The sequence below is a fragment of the Enterobacter sp. UPMP2060 genome (genome assembly GCF_053709655.1).
Window position 1 is genome coordinate 128,643 of sequence record NZ_JBSKJQ010000007.1, and the last position, 18,376, is coordinate 147,018.

The window sequence follows — 18,376 nt, forward strand, 5'->3', positions numbered from 1 at the left end:
CAGTTATGTGTCAATTTTTGTAATGAGTAATGCTATGAGCGTGATTACCCCCGTCGCGACGACGATGCGCCGGATCGCTGAGCAGGATAACCCGGCAATCGCCGCCGTTATCCGCACCGTTTCTGCCGAATATGGCCTGACGGCTGACAAAGGCTACACGGTTGCCGACCCGAACCTGGACGAGCTTTACCAGCTCTACAGCCAGCCAGGGCATGCCTACTGGGTAATCGAGCAGAACGGCCTGGTGGTGGGCGGCGGCGGCGTGGCGCCCCTCAGCTGCAGCGAGCCGGATATCTGTGAGCTGCAGAAAATGTATTTTCTGCCAACGGCGCGCGGGCAAGGGCTGGCGAAAAAGCTGGCGCTGATGGCGCTGGACCACGCGCGCAAGCAGGGTTTTACCCGCTGCTACCTGGAAACCACCGCTTTCCTCAAAGAGGCCATCGGCCTGTATGAACATCTGGGCTTTGAGCATATCGATGCGCCGCTGGGCTGTACCGGCCACGTTGATTGCGAAGTCAGGATGCTGAAAAGTCTGTAACTTTCGTTCCTGCCCTCTTCTGTTAAGCGGCTGTAAACTGAATGCTCTACACTCTCAGTTCACACCACAACGGGGGAAACACGATGTCGAAGATAAAAAGCTACGCCGCACCGCAGGCGGGTGCAGAACTTGAGCTGTACGAGTACGATGCGGGCGAACTAAAAGCAGAAGACGTCGAAGTACAGGTTGATTACTGCGGGATCTGCCACTCGGATCTCTCGATGATCGACAACGAATGGGGCTTCTCGAGCTATCCGCTGGTTGCCGGGCACGAAGTCATTGGCCGCGTCGTGGCGCTCGGTAGCGCCGCACAGGACAAAGGGCTGAAGGTAGGCCAACGCGTGGGCATTGGCTGGACGGCACGCAGCTGTGGTCACTGCGACGCCTGTATCAGCGGGAATCAGATCAACTGCCTCGAGGGCGCCGTTCCCACTATTCTGAACAAGGGCGGTTTTGCCGACAAACTGCGCGCCGACTGGCAATGGGTGATCCCGCTGCCGGACAGCATTGATATCGAATCCGCCGGGCCGCTGCTGTGCGGCGGTATCACCGTCTTCAAACCCCTGCTGATGCACCACATCACCGCCACCAGCCGCGTGGGCGTCATTGGTATTGGCGGCCTGGGGCATATCGCCATCAAGCTGCTGCATGCGATGGGCTGTGAAGTCACGGCGTTCAGCTCGAACCCGGCGAAAGAGAAAGAAGTGCTGGCGATGGGTGCGGATAAAGTGGTGAACAGCCGCGATCCTGACGCGCTGAACGCGCTGGCTGGGCAGTTTGACCTGATCATCAACACCGTTAACGTCGATCTCAACTGGCAGCCGTACTTTGAGGCGCTGGCCTACGGCGGTAACTTCCACACCGTAGGTGCCGTGATGAAGCCGCTGCCGGTTCCGGCGTTTACCCTGATCGGCGGGGATCGCAGCGTGTCAGGCTCCGCGACCGGTACGCCGTTTGAGTTGCGCAAGCTGATGAAGTTTGCCGGACGCACCAAAGTGGCGCCGACCACCGAACTGTATCCGATGTCGAAAATCAACGAAGCGATCCAGCACGTGCGTGACGGCAAAGCCCGCTACCGCGTGGTGTTGAAAGCGGATTTTTGATGTGACATAGGCGGGGAATGTGCGGCCTGATGCCCTCACCCCAACCCTCTCCCACAGGGAGAGGGCGCACACACTAAAAACGGTAACGGTCGTTACCGTTTTGCATCTACCATGGCCTTAAACACCTCAGCCACCGCAACCGCACCGGGATCCATTACCCCATCCAGATTCTCTTTATTCACATACGACGAGCGCCCCGCACCGGCTTTCGCCATTTTCGCCGTTGCTTCGGCACCGTGCTGTGCTGCCTTCGCCGCTGCCTGAAGATCGCCATTCTTCAATGCTTCAAGCGCCGGTTGCAGCGCGTCGATCAGGGTACGATCGCCGAGATCTGCCCCACCGTACTGCTTCATCTGCGCCAGCCCGCTGAGCAATGCCTCGGGCAGCGGCTGACCATCGTGAAGCTTTTGCCCGGCCGCGGTGAAGAAGATCGACATCAGCACCCCGCTCGATCCGCCCATCACCGTCGCCAGCCGCTCGCCCACCAGCAACAGCAGCGTCGATACGTTATCAAGCGGGAGCTTGCGATCCTCCAGACGCTGCGCAATATCCCGCGCCCCTTGCGCAAAAGTGGAGCCGGTATCGCCGTCGCCCACTTTGGCATCCAGCGCGTTCAGTCGGTTTTCCAGCTGGAGCAGCGTTTTCGTCACCGAGGAGACATACTCGCCCACCCGCAGATTGTCCGACGGGGTGTATTCCACGCGATCGTGAATGGCGGTATGCGCCACGGTGCGCAGTGGCGCAAACGCCACGGGCTTCTGCCAGCCCAGCGTTTCGACCTCGGCGTGAATCGCCTTTTCAAAGAAGTCATTGAGCTTCAGCAGCGTGAGCGAAAAGCCCTTCATGTCCAGCGCGCTCACCAGCGGCGCGGGGCCTATCAGGTACGCGATCTCCTCTTTCAGCGCCGAATGCGCCAGCTCTTTGGTCAGCAGCGCCATCTCCAGCGCCGATACGCCGCCGAGATTGTTAATCAATACCGCAAACCGCCCTTCTCCCGCCTGCGCGCGTAACGGCGTCACCAGCGTGTCGATAATGGCTTTACTGTTCTGCGTATCCACGACGGAAGCACCGGGCTCGCCGTGAATGCCCAGCCCCAGCTCGACATGGCCCTGCTTAATGCGCCCCTCTTCCTCGTCGCTGCCCGGCAGGTTGCACGTTTGCATCGCAACGCCCAGGCTCCAGAGGTTATCGCAGGCCTGTTGCGCAATATCCCGCACCTCGCTTAGCGATTTACCGTGCTCCGCCGCATAGCCCGCAATCTTGTGCACCAGTGCCGTACCGGCAATACCGCGCGGCTGTTTGTTATCCGGCAGCGCGATATCGTCCGCCACGATCGCCATCTCCACCTTCAGGCCGTAGCGTTTGGCCTTTTCTGCCGCCAGACCAAAGTTCAGGCGATCGCCGGTGTAGTTTTTGACGATCAGCAGACAGCCGCGATCGCCCGTGACCGCCACAATGGCGTTCAGCACCGCATCCACGCTCGGCGAGGCAAACAGATCGCCACACACTGCCGCCGTCAGCATCCCTTTGCCAACAAACCCGGCGTGCGCGGGTTCGTGGCCTGAGCCGCCGCCGGAGATCACCGCCACGCGGCTTTTGTCCCAGTCGCCGCGTGCGACGATCCTGATGGCCGGATCGATATCAAGTTTGACGAGATTTGCGTGTGGCGCAGAAAGCAGTATGCCTTCAATGGCATCGTTGACCAGCTGTTTGCGATCGTTATAGAAGAATCTGGACATCGTTTCCCACTATTTTTGTGAACCGTATGCAAAAGCATAGTCCGCGCTGGATAATGCGCCGCAAAGTCAGCAATTTACTCAGCCAAATTGCGGCCAGATTGCCTATACTCCCCCCAGGACAAAGAGAGGAAGCGCATCATGAGTACACCATTGTTAATTGCCAGGACGCTGGAAAAAGAGCTGTATTTACTGCCCGCGATGGCGAACCGCCACGGTCTGATCACCGGAGCGACCGGGACGGGGAAAACCGTCACCCTGCAAAAGCTGGCGGAGTCGCTTTCGGAGATTGGCGTACCGGTCTTTATGGCTGACGTGAAAGGCGATTTAACCGGTGTGGCTCAGGAAGGAACGGCCTCTGAAAAACTGCTCGAACGGCTGAAGAATATTGGCATTACGGACTGGACGCCGCATAACAATCCGGTAGTAGTGTGGGATATCTTTGGTGAGAAAGGCCACCCGGTGCGCGCCACCGTCTCCGATCTCGGCCCGCTGCTGCTGGCCCGCTTGCTTAACCTCAACGACGTGCAGTCCGGCGTGCTGAATATTATCTTCCGCATCGCCGACGATCAGGGACTGCTGCTGCTTGATTTCAAAGATCTGCGCGCCATTACGCAGTACATCGGCGATAACGCCAAATCCTTCCAGAACCAGTACGGCAATATCAGCAGCGCCTCGGTGGGTGCCATTCAGCGCGGGTTACTGACGCTGGAGCAACAGGGCGCCGAGCACTTCTTCGGCGAGCCGATGCTGGATATCAAAGACTGGATGCGCACCGACAGCAGCGGCAAAGGCATCATCAACATTCTGAGCTCCGAGAAGCTCTACCAGATGCCAAAGCTCTACGCCGCCAGCCTGCTGTGGATGCTCTCCGAACTGTACGAACAGTTACCCGAAGCGGGCGATCTGGAAAAACCGAAGCTGGTCTTCTTCTTCGACGAAGCGCACCTGCTGTTTAACGACGCGCCGCAGGTATTGCTGGATAAGATTGAACAGGTCATTCGCCTGATCCGCTCCAAAGGCGTTGGCGTCTGGTTTGTTTCACAAAACCCGTCGGATATCCCGGATAACGTGCTCGGCCAGCTCGGTAACCGCGTGCAGCACGCCCTGCGCGCCTTTACGCCGAAGGATCAGAAAGCGGTGAAAGCCGCCGCGCAGACCATGCGCGCCAATCCTGCCTTTGATACCGAAGCGGCGATTCAGGCGTTAGGCACCGGTGAAGCGCTGATCTCATTCCTGGATGCTAAGGGCAGCCCGTCCGTGGTAGAACGCGCCATGGTGATTGCCCCCTGCTCGCGCATGGGGCCGGTTACCGACGATGAACGCAACGGCCTGATTAACCACTCTCCGGTTTACGGGAAGTACGAAGACGAGGTGGATCGCGAGTCTGCGTTCGAGATGCTGCAAAAAGGGGTGCAGGCGACAACCGAATCCCAGGATGCGCCTGCCGCTAAAGGGCAGTCTGTCGCCGTGGATGACGGTATTCTCGGGGGGCTCAAAGACATCCTGTTCGGCAGCACCGGGCCGCGCGGCGGCAAGCGCGACGGCGTGGTACAAACCATGGCGAAAAGCGCGGCGCGACAGGTCACCAATCAGATAGTGCGCGGCATGCTGGGAAGTTTATTAGGCGGCCGTCGCCGGTAGACGGGGAACCCACGGGCGGCCAAGCGCCGAACCCTGCACGCCGTTCTCCTGCAGATAGCGGTCGATTCCCACCATCCCCGTCCAGCGGTTCTCACACCATAGCGGTGCCAGAAGCGTTGGACGGCGGGCGCTGGCCGAGATGCGGTGGTAGACGATTTCCGGCGGGGTGTGCCGAATCATCTCCCCCGCCGTCACCGTATAGTCTTCAAGCTCAATACCGTTTAACCGCCCGGCTTCCCAGGCTTTCGCCATAATGCTTCCCGTAACGATATGCAGCGGGTGCAGCTTAATGCCGTCCACGCCGGTCTCAACCACCTTTTCCAGCGTTTCAAGGCCGTGCTGCTGCCCTTCACCCGGCAAGCCGACAATCAGATGCGAGCAGACCTTCAGCCCGCGCTCGCGGGCCAGGCGCGTGGTGCGCTGGTAGCAGGCGAAATCATGGCCACGGTTAATACGGTGCAGGGTTTTGTCATGCGCGGTCTGCAAGCCCAGCTCCAGCCAGATCTCGTAGCCTTGTTCTTTGTACTCGCTGAGCAGGTCCAGCACCGCGTCCGGTACGCAGTCCGGGCGCGTGCCCACGCACAGCCCAACGATGTTAGCCTGGCTGACGGCCTGCTGATACATAGAGCGCAGCACCTGCACCTCCGCCCACGTGCTGGTGTAGGCCTGAAAATAGGCCAGATATTGCTTCGCGCGGTTCACCAGGCTCGCCTGATGGGCAAGCTGTTCAGCGATAGATTTATGCTGCTGGGCTTCGTCAGCAAAGGACGCAACGTTACAGAAGGTGCAGCCGCCGCGCCCGATGGTGCCATCGCGATTCGGGCAGCTAAACCCGCCGTGCAGCGTCAGCTTATGAACCTTTTGCCCGTACCGCTGCAAAAGATCCCCACCAAACATATTGACTAATTTCTGTAACTGCATAATCTGATAGACCGTCCCGGAGAAAGGGGACAAGCCTGCCACTTTTAGCCTCTGTCGGCGATGACCTGGATCAATCGCCCTGGACGGCCTTTATCTATATGAATAAATACTCAGGATTACTGCAATTTCATTCACGCCATTCGTGATTACTTTTCCTTATGTTCTGATTGTTTTTTTCATTTATAGCGCCAACACTGAAAAACAGTGGGTTTATGCGGGTTTGCAGCCAATGCCAGATTATTATTCTGCTATAAAACTGCTATTCAGCACGCTACATTGATAATACCGCTTTCATATAGTGAGTCAGATCACACTCCGCTGCGTCCTGGCAGGGCATGCAATCAATGTAAAAATAGTTAAATACTATTTAATTTCAAATACATAAACTCTCTTTAGCACATTTTTGTATAAATAAGATTGCCATTTGACCTGTGTACCAATTCCCGATAAGTTGGAAATCCGCTGGAAGCTTTCTGGATGAGCGGCCTGCTCATCATATTTATGCAGTAATTGAGATTCCCTCTGAAGCAAGTCCTCAAACTTGTTTACCTGCGCGAAAGGATGAAAAAGAGGGCGAATGCGAGGTCCGCGTATGAAACGCAAACCCCGTCGCCATGCTCTTTCTGTGCCTGTGCGCCACGGTAAAGTTCAGTGGGAAGCCCGACGAGCCTGGGGAGGTTCACTGATATGTTGTACGATAAATCCCTTGAGAAGGATAACTGTGGTTTCGGCCTGATCGCCCACATAGAAGGCGAACCTAGCCACAAGGTAGTGCGTACTGCTATTCACGCACTGGCCCGAATGCAGCACCGTGGCGCTATTCTTGCCGATGGTAAAACGGGCGACGGTTGCGGCCTGCTGCTGCAAAAACCGGATCGTTTCTTCCGCATCGTGGCGGAAGAGCGCGGCTGGCGTTTAGCCAAAAACTACGCTGTCGGCATGCTGTTCCTGAACCAGGATCCTGAAAAGGCTGCCGCCTCACGCCGCATCGTCGAAGAAGAACTTCAGCGTGAAACCCTGTCGATTGTCGGCTGGCGCAATGTGCCAACCAACGAAGGGGTGCTCGGTGAAATCGCCCTCTCCTCGCTGCCTCGTATTGAACAAATTTTCGTCAACGCGCCTGCGGGCTGGCGTCCGCGTGATATGGAACGCCGTCTGTTTATCGCCCGCCGCCGCATTGAAAAACGTCTCCAGGACGATAAAGAATTCTACGTCTGTAGCCTCTCTAACCTGGTGAACATCTATAAGGGTCTGTGTATGCCGGCTGACCTGCCGCGCTTCTACCTGGACCTGGCGGACCTGCGTCTGGAATCGGCCATTTGCCTGTTCCACCAGCGCTTCTCCACCAACACCGTTCCGCGCTGGCCGCTGGCTCAGCCGTTCCGCTACCTGGCGCACAACGGCGAGATCAACACCATCACCGGTAACCGCCAGTGGGCCCGCGCACGTACCTATAAATTCCAGACGCCGCTGATCCCTGACCTGCACGATGCCGCGCCGTTCGTGAACGAAACCGGCTCTGACTCCAGCTCCATGGATAACATGCTGGAACTGCTGCTGGCGGGCGGGATGGACATTGTGCGCGCCATGCGTCTGCTCGTGCCACCGGCCTGGCAGAACAACCCGGATATGGACCCTGAGCTGCGCGCGTTCTTCGACTTTAACTCCATGCACATGGAGCCGTGGGACGGCCCGGCGGGCATCGTCATGTCCGACGGCCGCTTTGCCGCCTGTAACCTGGACCGTAACGGTCTGCGTCCGGCGCGCTACGTCATCACCAAAGACAAGCTCATCACCTGCGCCTCTGAGGTCGGTATCTGGGATTACCAGCCTGACGAAGTGGTCGAGAAAGGCCGCGTCGGTCCGGGCGAGCTGATGGTGATCGACACCCGCGGTGGGCGCATTCTGCACTCTGCCGAAACCGATCACGATCTGAAAAGCCGCCATCCGTACAAAGAGTGGATGGAGAAGAACGTCCGTCGCCTCGTGCCGTTCGAAGATTTATCGGATGAAGAAGTGGGTCGCCGCGAACTGGACGACGATACGCTTGCAAGCTTCCAGAAACAGTTTAACTACAGCGCGGAAGAGCTGGACTCAGTGATTCGCGTGCTCGGTGAAAACGGCCAGGAAGCGGTCGGCTCCATGGGTGATGACACCCCGTTTGCCGTACTCTCCAGCCAGCCGCGCATCATTTACGACTACTTCCGCCAGCAGTTCGCGCAGGTGACCAACCCGCCGATCGACCCGCTGCGCGAAGCGCACGTGATGTCGCTGGCCACCAGCATCGGTCGCGAGATGAACGTCTTCTGCGAGGCCGAAGGCCAGGCGCACCGTCTGACCTTTAAATCGCCGATCCTGCTGTACTCCGATTTCAAACAGCTCACCACCATGAAAGAGGAGCACTACCGCGCCGACACGCTCGATATTACCTTCGACGTGACCGAAGCGAGCCTCGAAGAGACGGTGAATGCGCTGTGTGACAAAGCCGAACAGATGGTGCGTAACGGTACCGTTCTGCTGGTGCTGTCCGACCGCAATATTGCGAAAAACCGTCTGCCGGTGCCTGCCCCGATGGCGGTGGGCGCTATCCAGACGCGTCTGGTCGACAAGAGCCTGCGCTGCGACGCCAACATCATTGTGGAAACCGCCAGCGCCCGCGACCCGCACCACTTTGCCGTGCTGTTAGGCTTTGGCGCGACGGCGATCTACCCGTACCTGGCCTACGAAACATTGGCACGCCTGGTGGATACCCGCGCGATCGACAAAGATTACCGCGCGGTGATGCTGAACTACCGTAACGGCATCAACAAAGGTCTGTACAAGATCATGTCCAAAATGGGCATCTCGACCATTGCCTCCTACCGCTGTTCGAAGCTGTTTGAAGCGGTCGGCCTGCATGACGAGGTCGCCAACCTCTGCTTCCAGGGCGTGGTCAGCCGCATCGGCGGCGCCGGTTTTGCTGACTTCCAGCAGGATCTGGTGAACCTGTCCAAACGCGCCTGGTTGGCACGTAAGCCGCTGGATCAGGGCGGTCTGCTGAAATACGTTCACGGCGGCGAGTATCATGCCTACAACCCGGACGTGGTGCGCACGCTGCAGCAGGCGGTTCAGAGCGGTGAATACAGCGATTACCAGCAGTACGCTGAGCTGGTAAACAACCGCCCGGCGGCAACGCTCCGCGACCTCATTGCCCTGAATCCGGGTGATGAAGCGGTCAGCATTGACGACGTTGAGCCTGCATCGGAACTGTTCAAACGCTTCGACACCGCAGCGATGTCCATCGGCGCGCTGAGCCCGGAAGCCCACGAAGCGCTGGCGGAAGCCATGAACAGCATCGGCGGCAACTCCAACTCCGGCGAAGGCGGTGAAGATCCGGCGCGTTACGGCACCAACAAAGTGTCCCGTATCAAGCAGGTGGCATCCGGTCGCTTTGGCGTGACGCCTGCGTACCTGGTCAACGCCGACGTGATCCAGATTAAAGTCGCTCAGGGTGCTAAACCGGGCGAAGGCGGCCAGCTGCCGGGTGATAAAGTTACCCCGTACATCGCCAAACTGCGCTATTCCGTGCCGGGCGTGACGCTGATCTCCCCGCCGCCGCACCACGATATCTACTCTATCGAGGACTTAGCGCAGCTGATTTTCGACCTGAAGCAGGTCAACCCGAAGGCGATGATCTCCGTGAAGCTGGTTTCCGAACCGGGCGTCGGCACCATCGCGACCGGCGTGGCGAAAGCCTATGCGGACCTCATCACCATCGCCGGCTATGACGGCGGTACCGGCGCCAGCCCGCTCTCCTCCGTGAAATATGCGGGCTGTCCGTGGGAGCTTGGCCTGGTGGAAACCCAGCAGGCGCTGGTGGCGAACGGCCTGCGTCACAAGATCCGTCTGCAGGTGGACGGTGGCCTGAAAACCGGCCTCGACATCATCAAAGCGGCGATCCTCGGCGCGGAAAGCTTCGGCTTCGGTACCGGCCCAATGGTTGCGCTCGGCTGTAAATACCTGCGTATTTGCCACCTGAACAACTGCGCAACCGGCGTTGCTACCCAGGACGAGAAGCTGCGTAAGAACCACTATCACGGGCTGCCGTTCAAAGTGACCAACTACTTTGAGTTCATCGCCCGCGAAACCCGCGAGCTGATGGCGCAGCTGGGCGTGAAGCGTCTGGTGGACCTGATTGGCCGCACTGACCTGCTGAAAGAGCTGGAAGGCTTCACCGCGAAGCAGCAGAAGCTGGAGCTGTCTAAGCTGCTGGAAACCGCGCAGCCGCACCCTGGCAAAGCGGTCTACTGCACCGAGAACAACCCGCCGTTCGATAACGGTGTGCTGAACGCGCAGCTGTTGCAGCAGGCGAAACCGTACGTGGACGACAAGCAGAGCAAAACGTTCTGGTTTGATATCCGCAACACCGACCGCTCCGTGGGCGCCTCCCTTTCCGGCTACATCGCGCAAACGCACGGTGACCAGGGGCTGGCAGCGGATCCGATTACCGCGCACTTCAGCGGTACCGCGGGTCAGAGCTTCGGCGTATGGAACGCAGGCGGCGTTGAGCTGTATCTGACCGGCGATGCCAACGACTACGTCGGTAAAGGCATGGCGGGCGGTCTGCTGGCGGTGCGTCCTCCGGTTGGCTCAGCCTTCCGCAGCCATGAAGCCAGCATCATCGGTAACACCTGCCTGTACGGCGCGACCGGCGGTCGTCTGTTTGCAGCAGGCCGTGCGGGCGAGCGTTTTGCGGTGCGTAACTCCGGTGCTATCACCGTGGTGGAAGGCATTGGCGATAACGGTTGTGAATACATGACGGGCGGGATTGTTTGCGTTCTGGGTAAAACCGGCGTGAACTTCGGCGCGGGCATGACGGGCGGTTTTGCGTATGTCCTGGATGAAGACGGTGAGTTCCGCAAACGCGTGAACCCGGAGCTGGTGGAAGTGCTGGACGTTGATACGCTGGCTATCCATGAAGAACACCTGCGCGGTTTGATTACCGAACACGTGCAGCATACCGGTTCTTCGCGCGGCGAAGAGATCCTGGCGAACTGGCCGGCGTTCTCTGCGAAATTCGCGCTGGTTAAGCCGAAGTCCAGCGATGTTAAAGCCCTGTTGGGTCACCGTAGTCGTAGCGCAGCAGAGCTGCGCGTGCAGGCGCAGTAAGGAATTCAGATGAGCCAGAACGTATACCAGTTTATCGACCTGCAGCGTGTTGATCCGCCAAAGAAACCGCTGAAGATCCGCAAAATTGAATTTGTTGAAATCTACGAGCCGTTTTCAGAAGGCCAGGCCAAGGCACAGGCAGACCGCTGCCTGTCCTGCGGGAACCCTTACTGCGAATGGAAATGTCCGGTACATAACTACATCCCGAACTGGCTGAAGCTGGCTAACGAAGGACGTATTTTTGAAGCCGCCGAGCTGTCTCACCAGACCAACACCCTGCCGGAAGTGTGCGGCCGCGTGTGTCCTCAGGACCGTCTGTGCGAAGGTTCCTGTACGCTGAACGACGAGTTCGGCGCGGTGACAATCGGCAACATCGAGCGCTATATCAACGATAAAGCCTTCGAGATGGGCTGGCGTCCGGATATGACCGGCGTGAAGCAAACCGACAAGCGCGTGGCCATCATCGGCGCGGGCCCGGCGGGCCTGGCCTGTGCGGACGTGCTGACCCGTAACGGCGTGAAGGCGGTGGTCTTTGATCGCCACCCGGAGATTGGCGGCCTGCTGACCTTCGGTATCCCGGCCTTCAAGCTGGAGAAAGAGGTGATGACCCGCCGCCGCGAAATCTTCACCGGCATGGGCATTGAGTTCAAACTGAACGTGGAAGTGGGCCGCGACGTGCAGCTCGACGACCTGCTGAAAGATTACGACGCCGTGTTCCTGGGCGTAGGCACTTATCAGTCCATGCGCGGTGGTCTGGAGAACGAAGATGCGCCAGGCGTGTACGACGCGCTGCCGTTCCTGATTGCGAATACCAAACAGCTAATGGGCTACGGCGAGACCGCCGATGAGCCGTTCGTCAGCATGGAAGGCAAACGCGTGGTGGTGCTGGGCGGCGGTGATACCGCGATGGACTGCGTGCGTACCTCCATTCGTCAGAATGCGGCACACGTGATCTGCGCCTACCGTCGTGACGAAGAGAACATGCCGGGCTCCAAACGCGAAGTGAAAAACGCGCGTGAAGAGGGCGTGGAGTTCCAGTTCAACATCCAGCCTCTGGGTATTGAAGTGAATGCCAACGGTAAAGTGAGCGGCGTGAAGATGGCGCGCACTGAGATGGGCGCACCGGATGCGAAAGGCCGTCGTCGCGCCGAGATCGTCGCCGGTTCTGAGCACGTGATCCCGGCCGATGCCGTGGTGATGGCGTTCGGTTTCCGTCCTCACAGCATGGAATGGCTGGCGAAGCACAGCGTTGAGCTGGATTCGCAGGGCCGCGTGATTGCGCCAGAAGGCAGCGACAACGCATTCCAGACCAGCAACCCGAAAATCTTCGCCGGTGGCGATATCGTTCGCGGTTCTGACCTGGTGGTAACGGCGATTGCCGAAGGCCGTAAAGCGGCTGACGGGATCCTGAACTACCTGGAAGTGTAAAAAAAACAGGCCCGATTGGGCCTGTTTTTATTTCACGACGCGAAGAGCCGGACGACCACCGCGCGGAGGCGGATCGTCATCAGGATCATTGTCGTCATGATAATCGGGTTTATCGCCATCGATAAGTGACATCACCGTGTCGCTTTCGCGCTCATCGGATGCGTTGTCATCATTCAGGCTGGCAACATCTTCATCATACGCCGCTTCCGGCTCGAACATGGTACCCGCACCGTTTTCACGCGCGTAGATAGCCAGCACGGCTGCCAGCGGCACGGAAACCTGACGCGGCACGCCGCCGAAACGCGCGTTGAAGCGCACTTCATCGTTTGCCAGCTCCAGGTTACCCACCGCACGCGGCGCAATGTTCAGTACGATTTGTCCGTCACGCGCGTATTCCATTGGAACCAGCACGCCCGGCAACGTCACATCCACAACCAGGTGCGGCGTGAGCTGGTTATCCAGCAGCCATTCATAGAAGGCGCGCAGCAGATAAGGACGGCGTGGGGTAAGTTGTGACATTTCCACAGTCATTAGCCTCGGCCGAGACGCATTTCACGTTCCGGTTCAGTTAAAGATGCCAGGAAAGAGTCGCGTTCAAATACGCGAGTCATATAGCCCTTCAGCTCTTTCGCGCCAGGACCGCTGAACTCTACGCCCAGGGTTGGCAGACGCCACAGCAGCGGTGCCAGGTAGCAATCCACCAGGCTGAACTCATCGCTCAGGAAGAACGGTTTCTGACCAAACACCGGCGCGATTGCCAGCAGCTCTTCACGCAGTTGCTTACGTGCAGCGTCGGCTTCAGAAGCGGAACCGCTGGTAATCACGTTCATCAGCGAGTACCAGTCTTTTTCGATACGCTGCATGTACAGGCGGCTTTCACCACGCGCGACAGGGTAAACAGGCATCAGTGGCGGATGCGGGAAACGCTCATCCAGATATTCCATAATGATACGGGATTCCCACAGGGTCAGCTCGCGATCCACCAGCGTCGGTACGCTTTGGCTCGGGTTGAGATCGATCAGATCCTGAGGCGGGTTATCCTTTTCCACATGCTCGATCTCAAAACTGACACCCTTCTCGGCCAGCACGATACGAACCTGATGGCTATAAATGTCAGTAGGACCAGAAAACAGCGTCATTACCGAACGTTTGTTGGCAGCGACAGCCATGAAAACCTCCAGGTATATTCAGAATTTTTACTGCTACCAGCCCAACAGGGGCCAGCCAGATGTTGTATCGCCCATCCCAGAGAAAACACATTGTTCAAGAAACGAACAAAAATCGAGTATTCACCGATATTTGGGCAGAAAATTGGATGATAGTTTACCAGATTTTGATGGCTTTGTGGTGAGGGGATTCTGGAAATGTGGAAAAAGAGAAGATATATGCATGGATATTGTGGATAACCTGCGCATTATCCATAAAAAAACCCGCCGAAGCGGGTTTTTCGCCAATCGTTCTGCGTAAGCAGAATGGATTAACGTTTGGAGAACTGTGGACGACGACGTGCTTTACGCAGACCCACTTTCTTACGTTCAACCTGACGCGCGTCACGAGTAACGAAGCCAGCTTTACGCAGTTCAGAACGCAGGGATTCGTCGTACTCCATCAGAGCGCGGGTGATACCGTGACGGATCGCACCTGCCTGACCGGAGATACCACCACCTTTAACGGTGATGTACAGATCCAGTTTTTCTACCATATCAACCAGTTCCAGCGGCTGGCGAACTACCATGCGGGCAGTTTCGCGACCGAAGTATTGTTCCAGAGAACGCTGGTTGATTACGATTTTACCACTGCCCGGTTTGATGAAAACGCGAGCTGCGGAACTTTTGCGGCGACCAGTGCCGTAGTATTGATTTTCAGCCATTGCCTATAATCCCGATTAGATGTCAAGAACTTGCGGTTGCTGTGCCGCGTGGTTGTGCTCGTTGCCTGCGTAAACTTTCAGTTTACGGAACATAGCACGACCCAGCGGGCCTTTTGGCAGCATGCCTTTAACCGCGATTTCAATCACACGCTCAGGACGGCGGGCAATCATCTCTTCAAAGGTCGCTTCTTTGATACCACCGATGTGGCCAGTGTGGTGATAGTACACTTTGTCAGTACGCTTGTTGCCGGTTACAGCGACTTTATCAGCGTTCAGAACGATGATGTAATCACCGGTATCAACGTGCGGAGTGTATTCCGCTTTATGCTTACCGCGCAGGCGACGAGCCAGTTCAGTAGCCAGACGGCCCAGAGTTTTACCGGTCGCGTCAACAACATACCAGTCGCGCTGTACGGTTTCTGGTTTAGCTGTAAAAGTTTTCATTAAAAGCTTACCCAAATAATAAGTTACACGTTGGTGAACACCCAAACGTTTAGTCAGTTGAGGTTCACACGACAAAGTCCGGCAAACCTACCCCTTCGAATAGCACATGCCGACACATAGAAAGTTTCGGGAAAAAAACCTTCTCGTAACGTGGGGTCGCAAGATTATAGAGAAGTTGAGGTCAAAGATCGACCCTTAAATGTGATTTGGAATGGGTTTTTCGAGGGTGGGTATTGTGCGGTCTGGTGCCCTCACCCCCAGCCCCTCTCCCACGGGAGAGGGGGGCATTTGTTACGGCATATGCTCCAGCTTCAGGTATTCTTCGCTCTGCATCTCCTGCAGGCGCGACAGGCAGCGCTGGAACTCAAACTTCAGCCGCTCGCCCTGGTAAATCTCATATAAAGGTACCTCGGCGCTGGCCACCAGCTTGACGTGGCGCTCATAAAACTCGTCCACCAGCGCAATGAAGCGCCGTGCTTCGCTCTCCATCAGCCGCGTCATCACCGGTACGCCCAGCACCATCACGGTGTGGAACAGACGCGAAAGCGCAATGTAGTCGTGCTGGCTGCGGGCATCCACGCAGAGCGTCGTAAAGGAGACCGCCAGCGTTTGGTTTTCGACGCCGAGTGTGGGCAGCGGGCGATGGTTAATCTCGAGTTCAGGGGCGTGCTCGCGTTTTGCTCCCGCCAGCGCCAGCCAGAGTTTATCCATCTCGCGGGTGGTATCGGCATTTAACGGCGAAAGCCACAGGTGCGCCTGGGTCAGCGTGCGCAGACGATAATCGACACCGGCATCGACGTTCATGATGTCGCAGTGCTGCTTGATGACATCGATGGCGGGCAGGAAGCGTGCGCGCTGCAGGCCGTTACGATAGAGCTCATCCGGCGGGATATTCGACGTGGCCACCAGCGTGATCCCGCGGGCAAATAGCGCTTTCATCAGACCGCCTAGCAGCATGGCATCGGTGATGTCGGACACAAAAAACTCGTCGAAGCAGAGCACGTCGGTTTCAGCTTTGAACCTGTCGGCCACAATCTCCAGCGGATCGCTTTTGCCCTGCAGTGCGGTCAGCTCTTCATGCACCCGCAGCATAAAACGATGGAAGTGCAGACGCTGCTTACGTGCGCCAGGCAGGCTCAGATAGAACATGTCCATCAGCCAGGTTTTTCCGCGACCGACCCCGCCCCACATATATAAACCGCGCACCGGCGCGTGAGCCTGTGGCGCTTTTTTACCGAGCAAACGCCCAAACGCCGCCTTTAGCCCACCGTTCTGTTCGACTTCGGCGGGTTTTGCCGTGAGCTCCTGATAAATCATCTCCAGACGGTTTACCGCCTCACGTTGAACGTCATCAGGCTGATGAGTGCCCTCGTTAAGGGCCAGTTGATATCGCGATGCAGGGGACAGGTTTTGCATAATCTTATTGTTATTCCTTCAATTAACGCTCACCAGCAGAGGTGACTGATGAAAAAAAGGCCGTTCTACACTACGCGATGATACGTCAGGATTCCACTTCTGCAGAAATAGCGGTTATAGTGGCATTATCAGGCACAGGCAGGAGCCGAGCCAACACCCTACGGAACAACAAGACAACGGGAGAAGTTCATGACCTGGGAATATGCGCTAATCGGTTTAGTCGTCGGCATCGTCATCGGTGCTGTGGCCATGCGTTTCGGTAATCGCAAATTGCGTCAGCAGCAGTCACTGCAGTACGAACTGGAAAAGAACAAAGCCGAGCTGGAAGAGTATCGTGAAGAGCTGGTCAGCCATTTTGCCCGCAGCGCCGAGCTGCTGGACAACATGGCAACCGACTATCGTCAGCTGTATCAACATATGGCAAAAAGCTCCAGCAGCCTGCTGCCGGAAATGACCGCGGAAACCAACCCGTTCCGCAACCGTCTGGCTGACTCTGAAGCCGGTAACGATCAGGCGCCCGTTCAGATGCCTCGCGACTATTCCGATGGCGCGTCCGGCCTGCTGCGCGGCGGTGTAAAACGCGATTAATCGCACAACCTGAATTTATTTTACGGGCGCAGCGATTGCGCCCGTCCTTTCCTGATGACCCCAGCTATCATTTAGTTAAACACCTCATTGTTCAGCGGTTTAAAATTCAATAACATCAACGTGTTTTTAGGGCCGTTTTTCCTTTATTCCAGGTTACGAGAGTCAACATCGATGAAGAAAAAAAACCAGCTGTTGAGCGCTATCGCGTTAAGTGTCGGGTTATCTCTCTCGGCGTCCGTCCCTGTATTTGCCGCCATTCCCTCCCAGGTGCCTGGCCAGGCGGCTATTCCAAGCCTCGCGCCAATGCTGGAAAAAGTGTTGCCTGCGGTCGTCAGCGTTCAGGTTGAGGGCACCGCAGTACAAAGCCAACGCGTCCCTGAAGAACTGAAAAAATATTTCGGCGATGAGTCTCCCGACCAGCAGGCGCAGCCTTTTGAAGGCCTGGGCTCTGGCGTCATTATTGATGCGGCAAAAGGCTATATCCTGACCAACAACCACGTCATCAGCCAGGCCGATAAGATCAGCGTCCAGTTGAACGATGGCCGTGAATTTGATGCCAAACTGATCGGCGGCGATGACCAGAGCGACATCGCGCTGCTGCAGGTGCAAAACCCAAGCAACCTGACCCAGATTGCCATCGCGGACTCCGACAAACTGCGCGTCGGCGATTTTGCCGTCGCCGTAGGCAACCCCTTTGGCTTAGGGCAGACCGCCACCTCCGGGATCGTCTCGGCGCTCGGGCGCAGCGGCCTCAATCTGGAAGGGCTGGAAAACTTTATCCAGACCGATGCCTCAATCAACCGGGGTAACTCCGGCGGAGCGTTGCTCAACCTTAACGGCGAGCTGATTGGGATTAACACGGCGATTCTGGCCCCGGGCGGCGGCAGCATCGGGATCGGTTTTGCTATCCCCAGCAATATGGCCAAAACCCTGGCGCAGCAGCTGATCCAGTTCGGTGAAATCAAACGCGGGCTGCTGGGTATTAAAGGTATGGAGATGAGCGCGGATATCGCAAAAGCGTTCAATATCAACGTACAGCGCGGGGCGTTTGTCAGTGAAGTGCTGCCAAACTCCGGCTCGGCAAAAGCGGGCGTGAAATCGGGGGATGTGATCGTCAGCCTGAACGACAAACCGCTGAATAGCTTTGCAGAACTGCGCTCACGGATTGCCACGACGGAACCTGGCGCCAAAGTGAAGCTGGGCCTGATCCGTGACGGTAAGCCGCTTGACGTTGAGGTGACGCTGGATAAGAGCACTTCATCCTCGGCCAGCGCGGAGCTTATCGCCCCGGCGCTACAGGGGGCTACGTTGAGCGACGGGCAGCTGAAGGACGGTACGAAAGGCATCAGCATCGACACCGTCGAGAAGAGCAGCCCTGCCGCACAGGCCGGATTGCATCAGGATGACGTGATTATCGGTGTCAACCGCAACCGCGTGCAGTCTATTGCCGAACTGCGCAAGGTGCTGGAAAGCAAACCAGCGGTTATTGCCCTGCAGGTCATGCGTGGCAATGAGTCCATCTATATTCTGTTGCGCTAAG

General features: G+C 57.3%; 14 protein-coding genes. 7 read left to right on the plus strand and 7 right to left on the minus strand.

Annotation, left to right across the window (positions count from 1 at the left end; translation table 11 throughout):
* The first annotated feature begins 34 nt into the window (after positions 1 to 34).
* Positions 35 to 538 carry a GNAT family N-acetyltransferase gene (locus ACWKXN_RS15525; protein WP_064673374.1) on the plus strand — a complete coding sequence of 168 codons (504 nt, stop codon included), beginning with the start codon at positions 35 to 37 and terminating at the stop codon, positions 536 to 538.
* An 83-nt stretch (positions 539 to 621) separates the two neighbouring features.
* Positions 622 to 1,641: an NADPH-dependent aldehyde reductase Ahr gene (gene ahr, locus ACWKXN_RS15530; protein WP_033146757.1), complete on the plus strand. Its 1,020-nt coding sequence runs from the start codon at positions 622 to 624 to the stop codon at positions 1,639 to 1,641.
* A 92-nt stretch (positions 1,642 to 1,733) separates the two neighbouring features.
* Here ahr and ACWKXN_RS15535 read toward each other — a convergent pair whose 3' ends face one another.
* Positions 1,734 to 3,380, minus strand: a complete 1,647-nt coding sequence (locus ACWKXN_RS15535; protein WP_454543996.1) for a dihydroxyacetone kinase subunit DhaK — start codon at positions 3,378 to 3,380, stop codon at positions 1,734 to 1,736.
* Positions 3,381 to 3,518: 138 nt separating this feature from the next.
* On the opposite strand from ACWKXN_RS15535, the gene ACWKXN_RS15540 reads away from it, so the two are divergent.
* A complete protein-coding gene (locus ACWKXN_RS15540) occupies positions 3,519 to 5,021 on the plus strand; it encodes a helicase HerA-like C-terminal domain-containing protein (protein WP_023309371.1) in 1,503 nt (500 codons plus the stop codon).
* On the opposite strand, the gene ACWKXN_RS15545 is transcribed toward ACWKXN_RS15540, so the two are convergent.
* On the minus strand, positions 5,001 to 5,942 hold the full coding sequence (locus tag ACWKXN_RS15545) for a TIGR01212 family radical SAM protein (RefSeq protein WP_454543997.1): 942 nt from the start codon (positions 5,940 to 5,942) through the stop codon (positions 5,001 to 5,003). The genes ACWKXN_RS15540 and ACWKXN_RS15545 overlap by 21 nt on opposite strands.
* Positions 5,943 to 6,629: 687 nt before the next feature.
* Between ACWKXN_RS15545 and gltB the strand changes: the two genes are divergently transcribed.
* Both gltB and gltD read left to right on the plus strand, forming a co-directional pair.
* Positions 6,630 to 11,090: a glutamate synthase large subunit gene (gene gltB, locus ACWKXN_RS15550; RefSeq protein WP_048981173.1), complete on the plus strand. Its 4,461-nt coding sequence runs from the start codon at positions 6,630 to 6,632 to the stop codon at positions 11,088 to 11,090.
* A 9-nt stretch (positions 11,091 to 11,099) separates the two neighbouring features.
* Complete coding sequence (gltD, locus tag ACWKXN_RS15555; RefSeq protein WP_248235321.1) at positions 11,100 to 12,518, plus strand: glutamate synthase small subunit; 1,419 nt, start codon at positions 11,100 to 11,102, stop codon at positions 12,516 to 12,518.
* Between the two features lie 27 nt (positions 12,519 to 12,545).
* Here the strand turns inward: gltD and sspB are convergent, their stop codons facing one another.
* From sspB to zapE, 5 genes are all read right to left on the minus strand, one after another.
* Positions 12,546 to 13,043, minus strand: coding sequence for a ClpXP protease specificity-enhancing factor (sspB, locus tag ACWKXN_RS15560; protein WP_196350404.1), 498 nt, complete (start codon positions 13,041 to 13,043; stop codon positions 12,546 to 12,548).
* Between the two features lie 5 nt (positions 13,044 to 13,048).
* A complete protein-coding gene (gene sspA, locus ACWKXN_RS15565; protein ID WP_014885418.1) occupies positions 13,049 to 13,687 on the minus strand; it encodes a stringent starvation protein SspA in 639 nt (212 codons plus the stop codon).
* Positions 13,688 to 13,995: 308 nt separating this feature from the next.
* Positions 13,996 to 14,388, minus strand: coding sequence for a 30S ribosomal protein S9 (rpsI, locus tag ACWKXN_RS15570; protein WP_003860436.1), 393 nt, complete (start codon positions 14,386 to 14,388; stop codon positions 13,996 to 13,998).
* A 15-nt stretch (positions 14,389 to 14,403) separates the two neighbouring features.
* Positions 14,404 to 14,832 (minus strand): 50S ribosomal protein L13, encoded by a 429-nt coding sequence (gene rplM / locus ACWKXN_RS15575; RefSeq protein WP_006178824.1) that lies wholly within the window; start codon positions 14,830 to 14,832, stop codon positions 14,404 to 14,406.
* Positions 14,833 to 15,123: 291 nt separating this feature from the next.
* Positions 15,124 to 16,248 (minus strand): cell division protein ZapE, encoded by a 1,125-nt coding sequence (zapE, locus tag ACWKXN_RS15580; protein WP_454543998.1) that lies wholly within the window; start codon positions 16,246 to 16,248, stop codon positions 15,124 to 15,126.
* A gap of 189 nt (positions 16,249 to 16,437) precedes the next feature.
* On the opposite strand from zapE, the gene zapG reads away from it, so the two are divergent.
* On the plus strand, positions 16,438 to 16,836 hold the full coding sequence (zapG, locus tag ACWKXN_RS15585) for a Z-ring associated protein ZapG (protein ID WP_008502832.1): 399 nt from the start codon (positions 16,438 to 16,440) through the stop codon (positions 16,834 to 16,836).
* A 171-nt stretch (positions 16,837 to 17,007) separates the two neighbouring features.
* Positions 17,008 to 18,375 (plus strand): serine endoprotease DegQ, encoded by a 1,368-nt coding sequence (degQ, locus tag ACWKXN_RS15590; protein ID WP_023309385.1) that lies wholly within the window; start codon positions 17,008 to 17,010, stop codon positions 18,373 to 18,375.
* Position 18,376: the final 1 nt, after the last annotated feature.

What these genes read in the sequence shown, in the direction of transcription:
- ACWKXN_RS15525 (WP_064673374.1), top strand. Translation starts at nt 35, where the DNA reads ATGAGCGTGATTACCCCCGTCGCGACGACGATGCGCCGGATCGCTGAG.
- ahr (WP_033146757.1), top strand. Translation starts at nt 622, where the DNA reads ATGTCGAAGATAAAAAGCTACGCCGCACCGCAGGCGGGTGCAGAACTT.
- ACWKXN_RS15535 (WP_454543996.1), bottom strand. Translation starts at nt 3,380, where the DNA reads ATGTCCAGATTCTTCTATAACGATCGCAAACAGCTGGTCAACGATGCC.
- ACWKXN_RS15540 (WP_023309371.1), top strand. Translation starts at nt 3,519, where the DNA reads ATGAGTACACCATTGTTAATTGCCAGGACGCTGGAAAAAGAGCTGTAT.
- ACWKXN_RS15545 (WP_454543997.1), bottom strand. Translation starts at nt 5,942, where the DNA reads ATGCAGTTACAGAAATTAGTCAATATGTTTGGTGGGGATCTTTTGCAG.
- gltB (WP_048981173.1), top strand. Translation starts at nt 6,630, where the DNA reads ATGTTGTACGATAAATCCCTTGAGAAGGATAACTGTGGTTTCGGCCTG.
- gltD (WP_248235321.1), top strand. Translation starts at nt 11,100, where the DNA reads ATGAGCCAGAACGTATACCAGTTTATCGACCTGCAGCGTGTTGATCCG.
- sspA (WP_014885418.1), bottom strand. Translation starts at nt 13,687, where the DNA reads ATGGCTGTCGCTGCCAACAAACGTTCGGTAATGACGCTGTTTTCTGGT.
- rpsI (WP_003860436.1), bottom strand. Translation starts at nt 14,388, where the DNA reads ATGGCTGAAAATCAATACTACGGCACTGGTCGCCGCAAAAGTTCCGCA.
- rplM (WP_006178824.1), bottom strand. Translation starts at nt 14,832, where the DNA reads ATGAAAACTTTTACAGCTAAACCAGAAACCGTACAGCGCGACTGGTAT.
- zapE (WP_454543998.1), bottom strand. Translation starts at nt 16,248, where the DNA reads ATGCAAAACCTGTCCCCTGCATCGCGATATCAACTGGCCCTTAACGAG.
- zapG (WP_008502832.1), top strand. Translation starts at nt 16,438, where the DNA reads ATGACCTGGGAATATGCGCTAATCGGTTTAGTCGTCGGCATCGTCATC.
- degQ (WP_023309385.1), top strand. Translation starts at nt 17,008, where the DNA reads ATGAAGAAAAAAAACCAGCTGTTGAGCGCTATCGCGTTAAGTGTCGGG.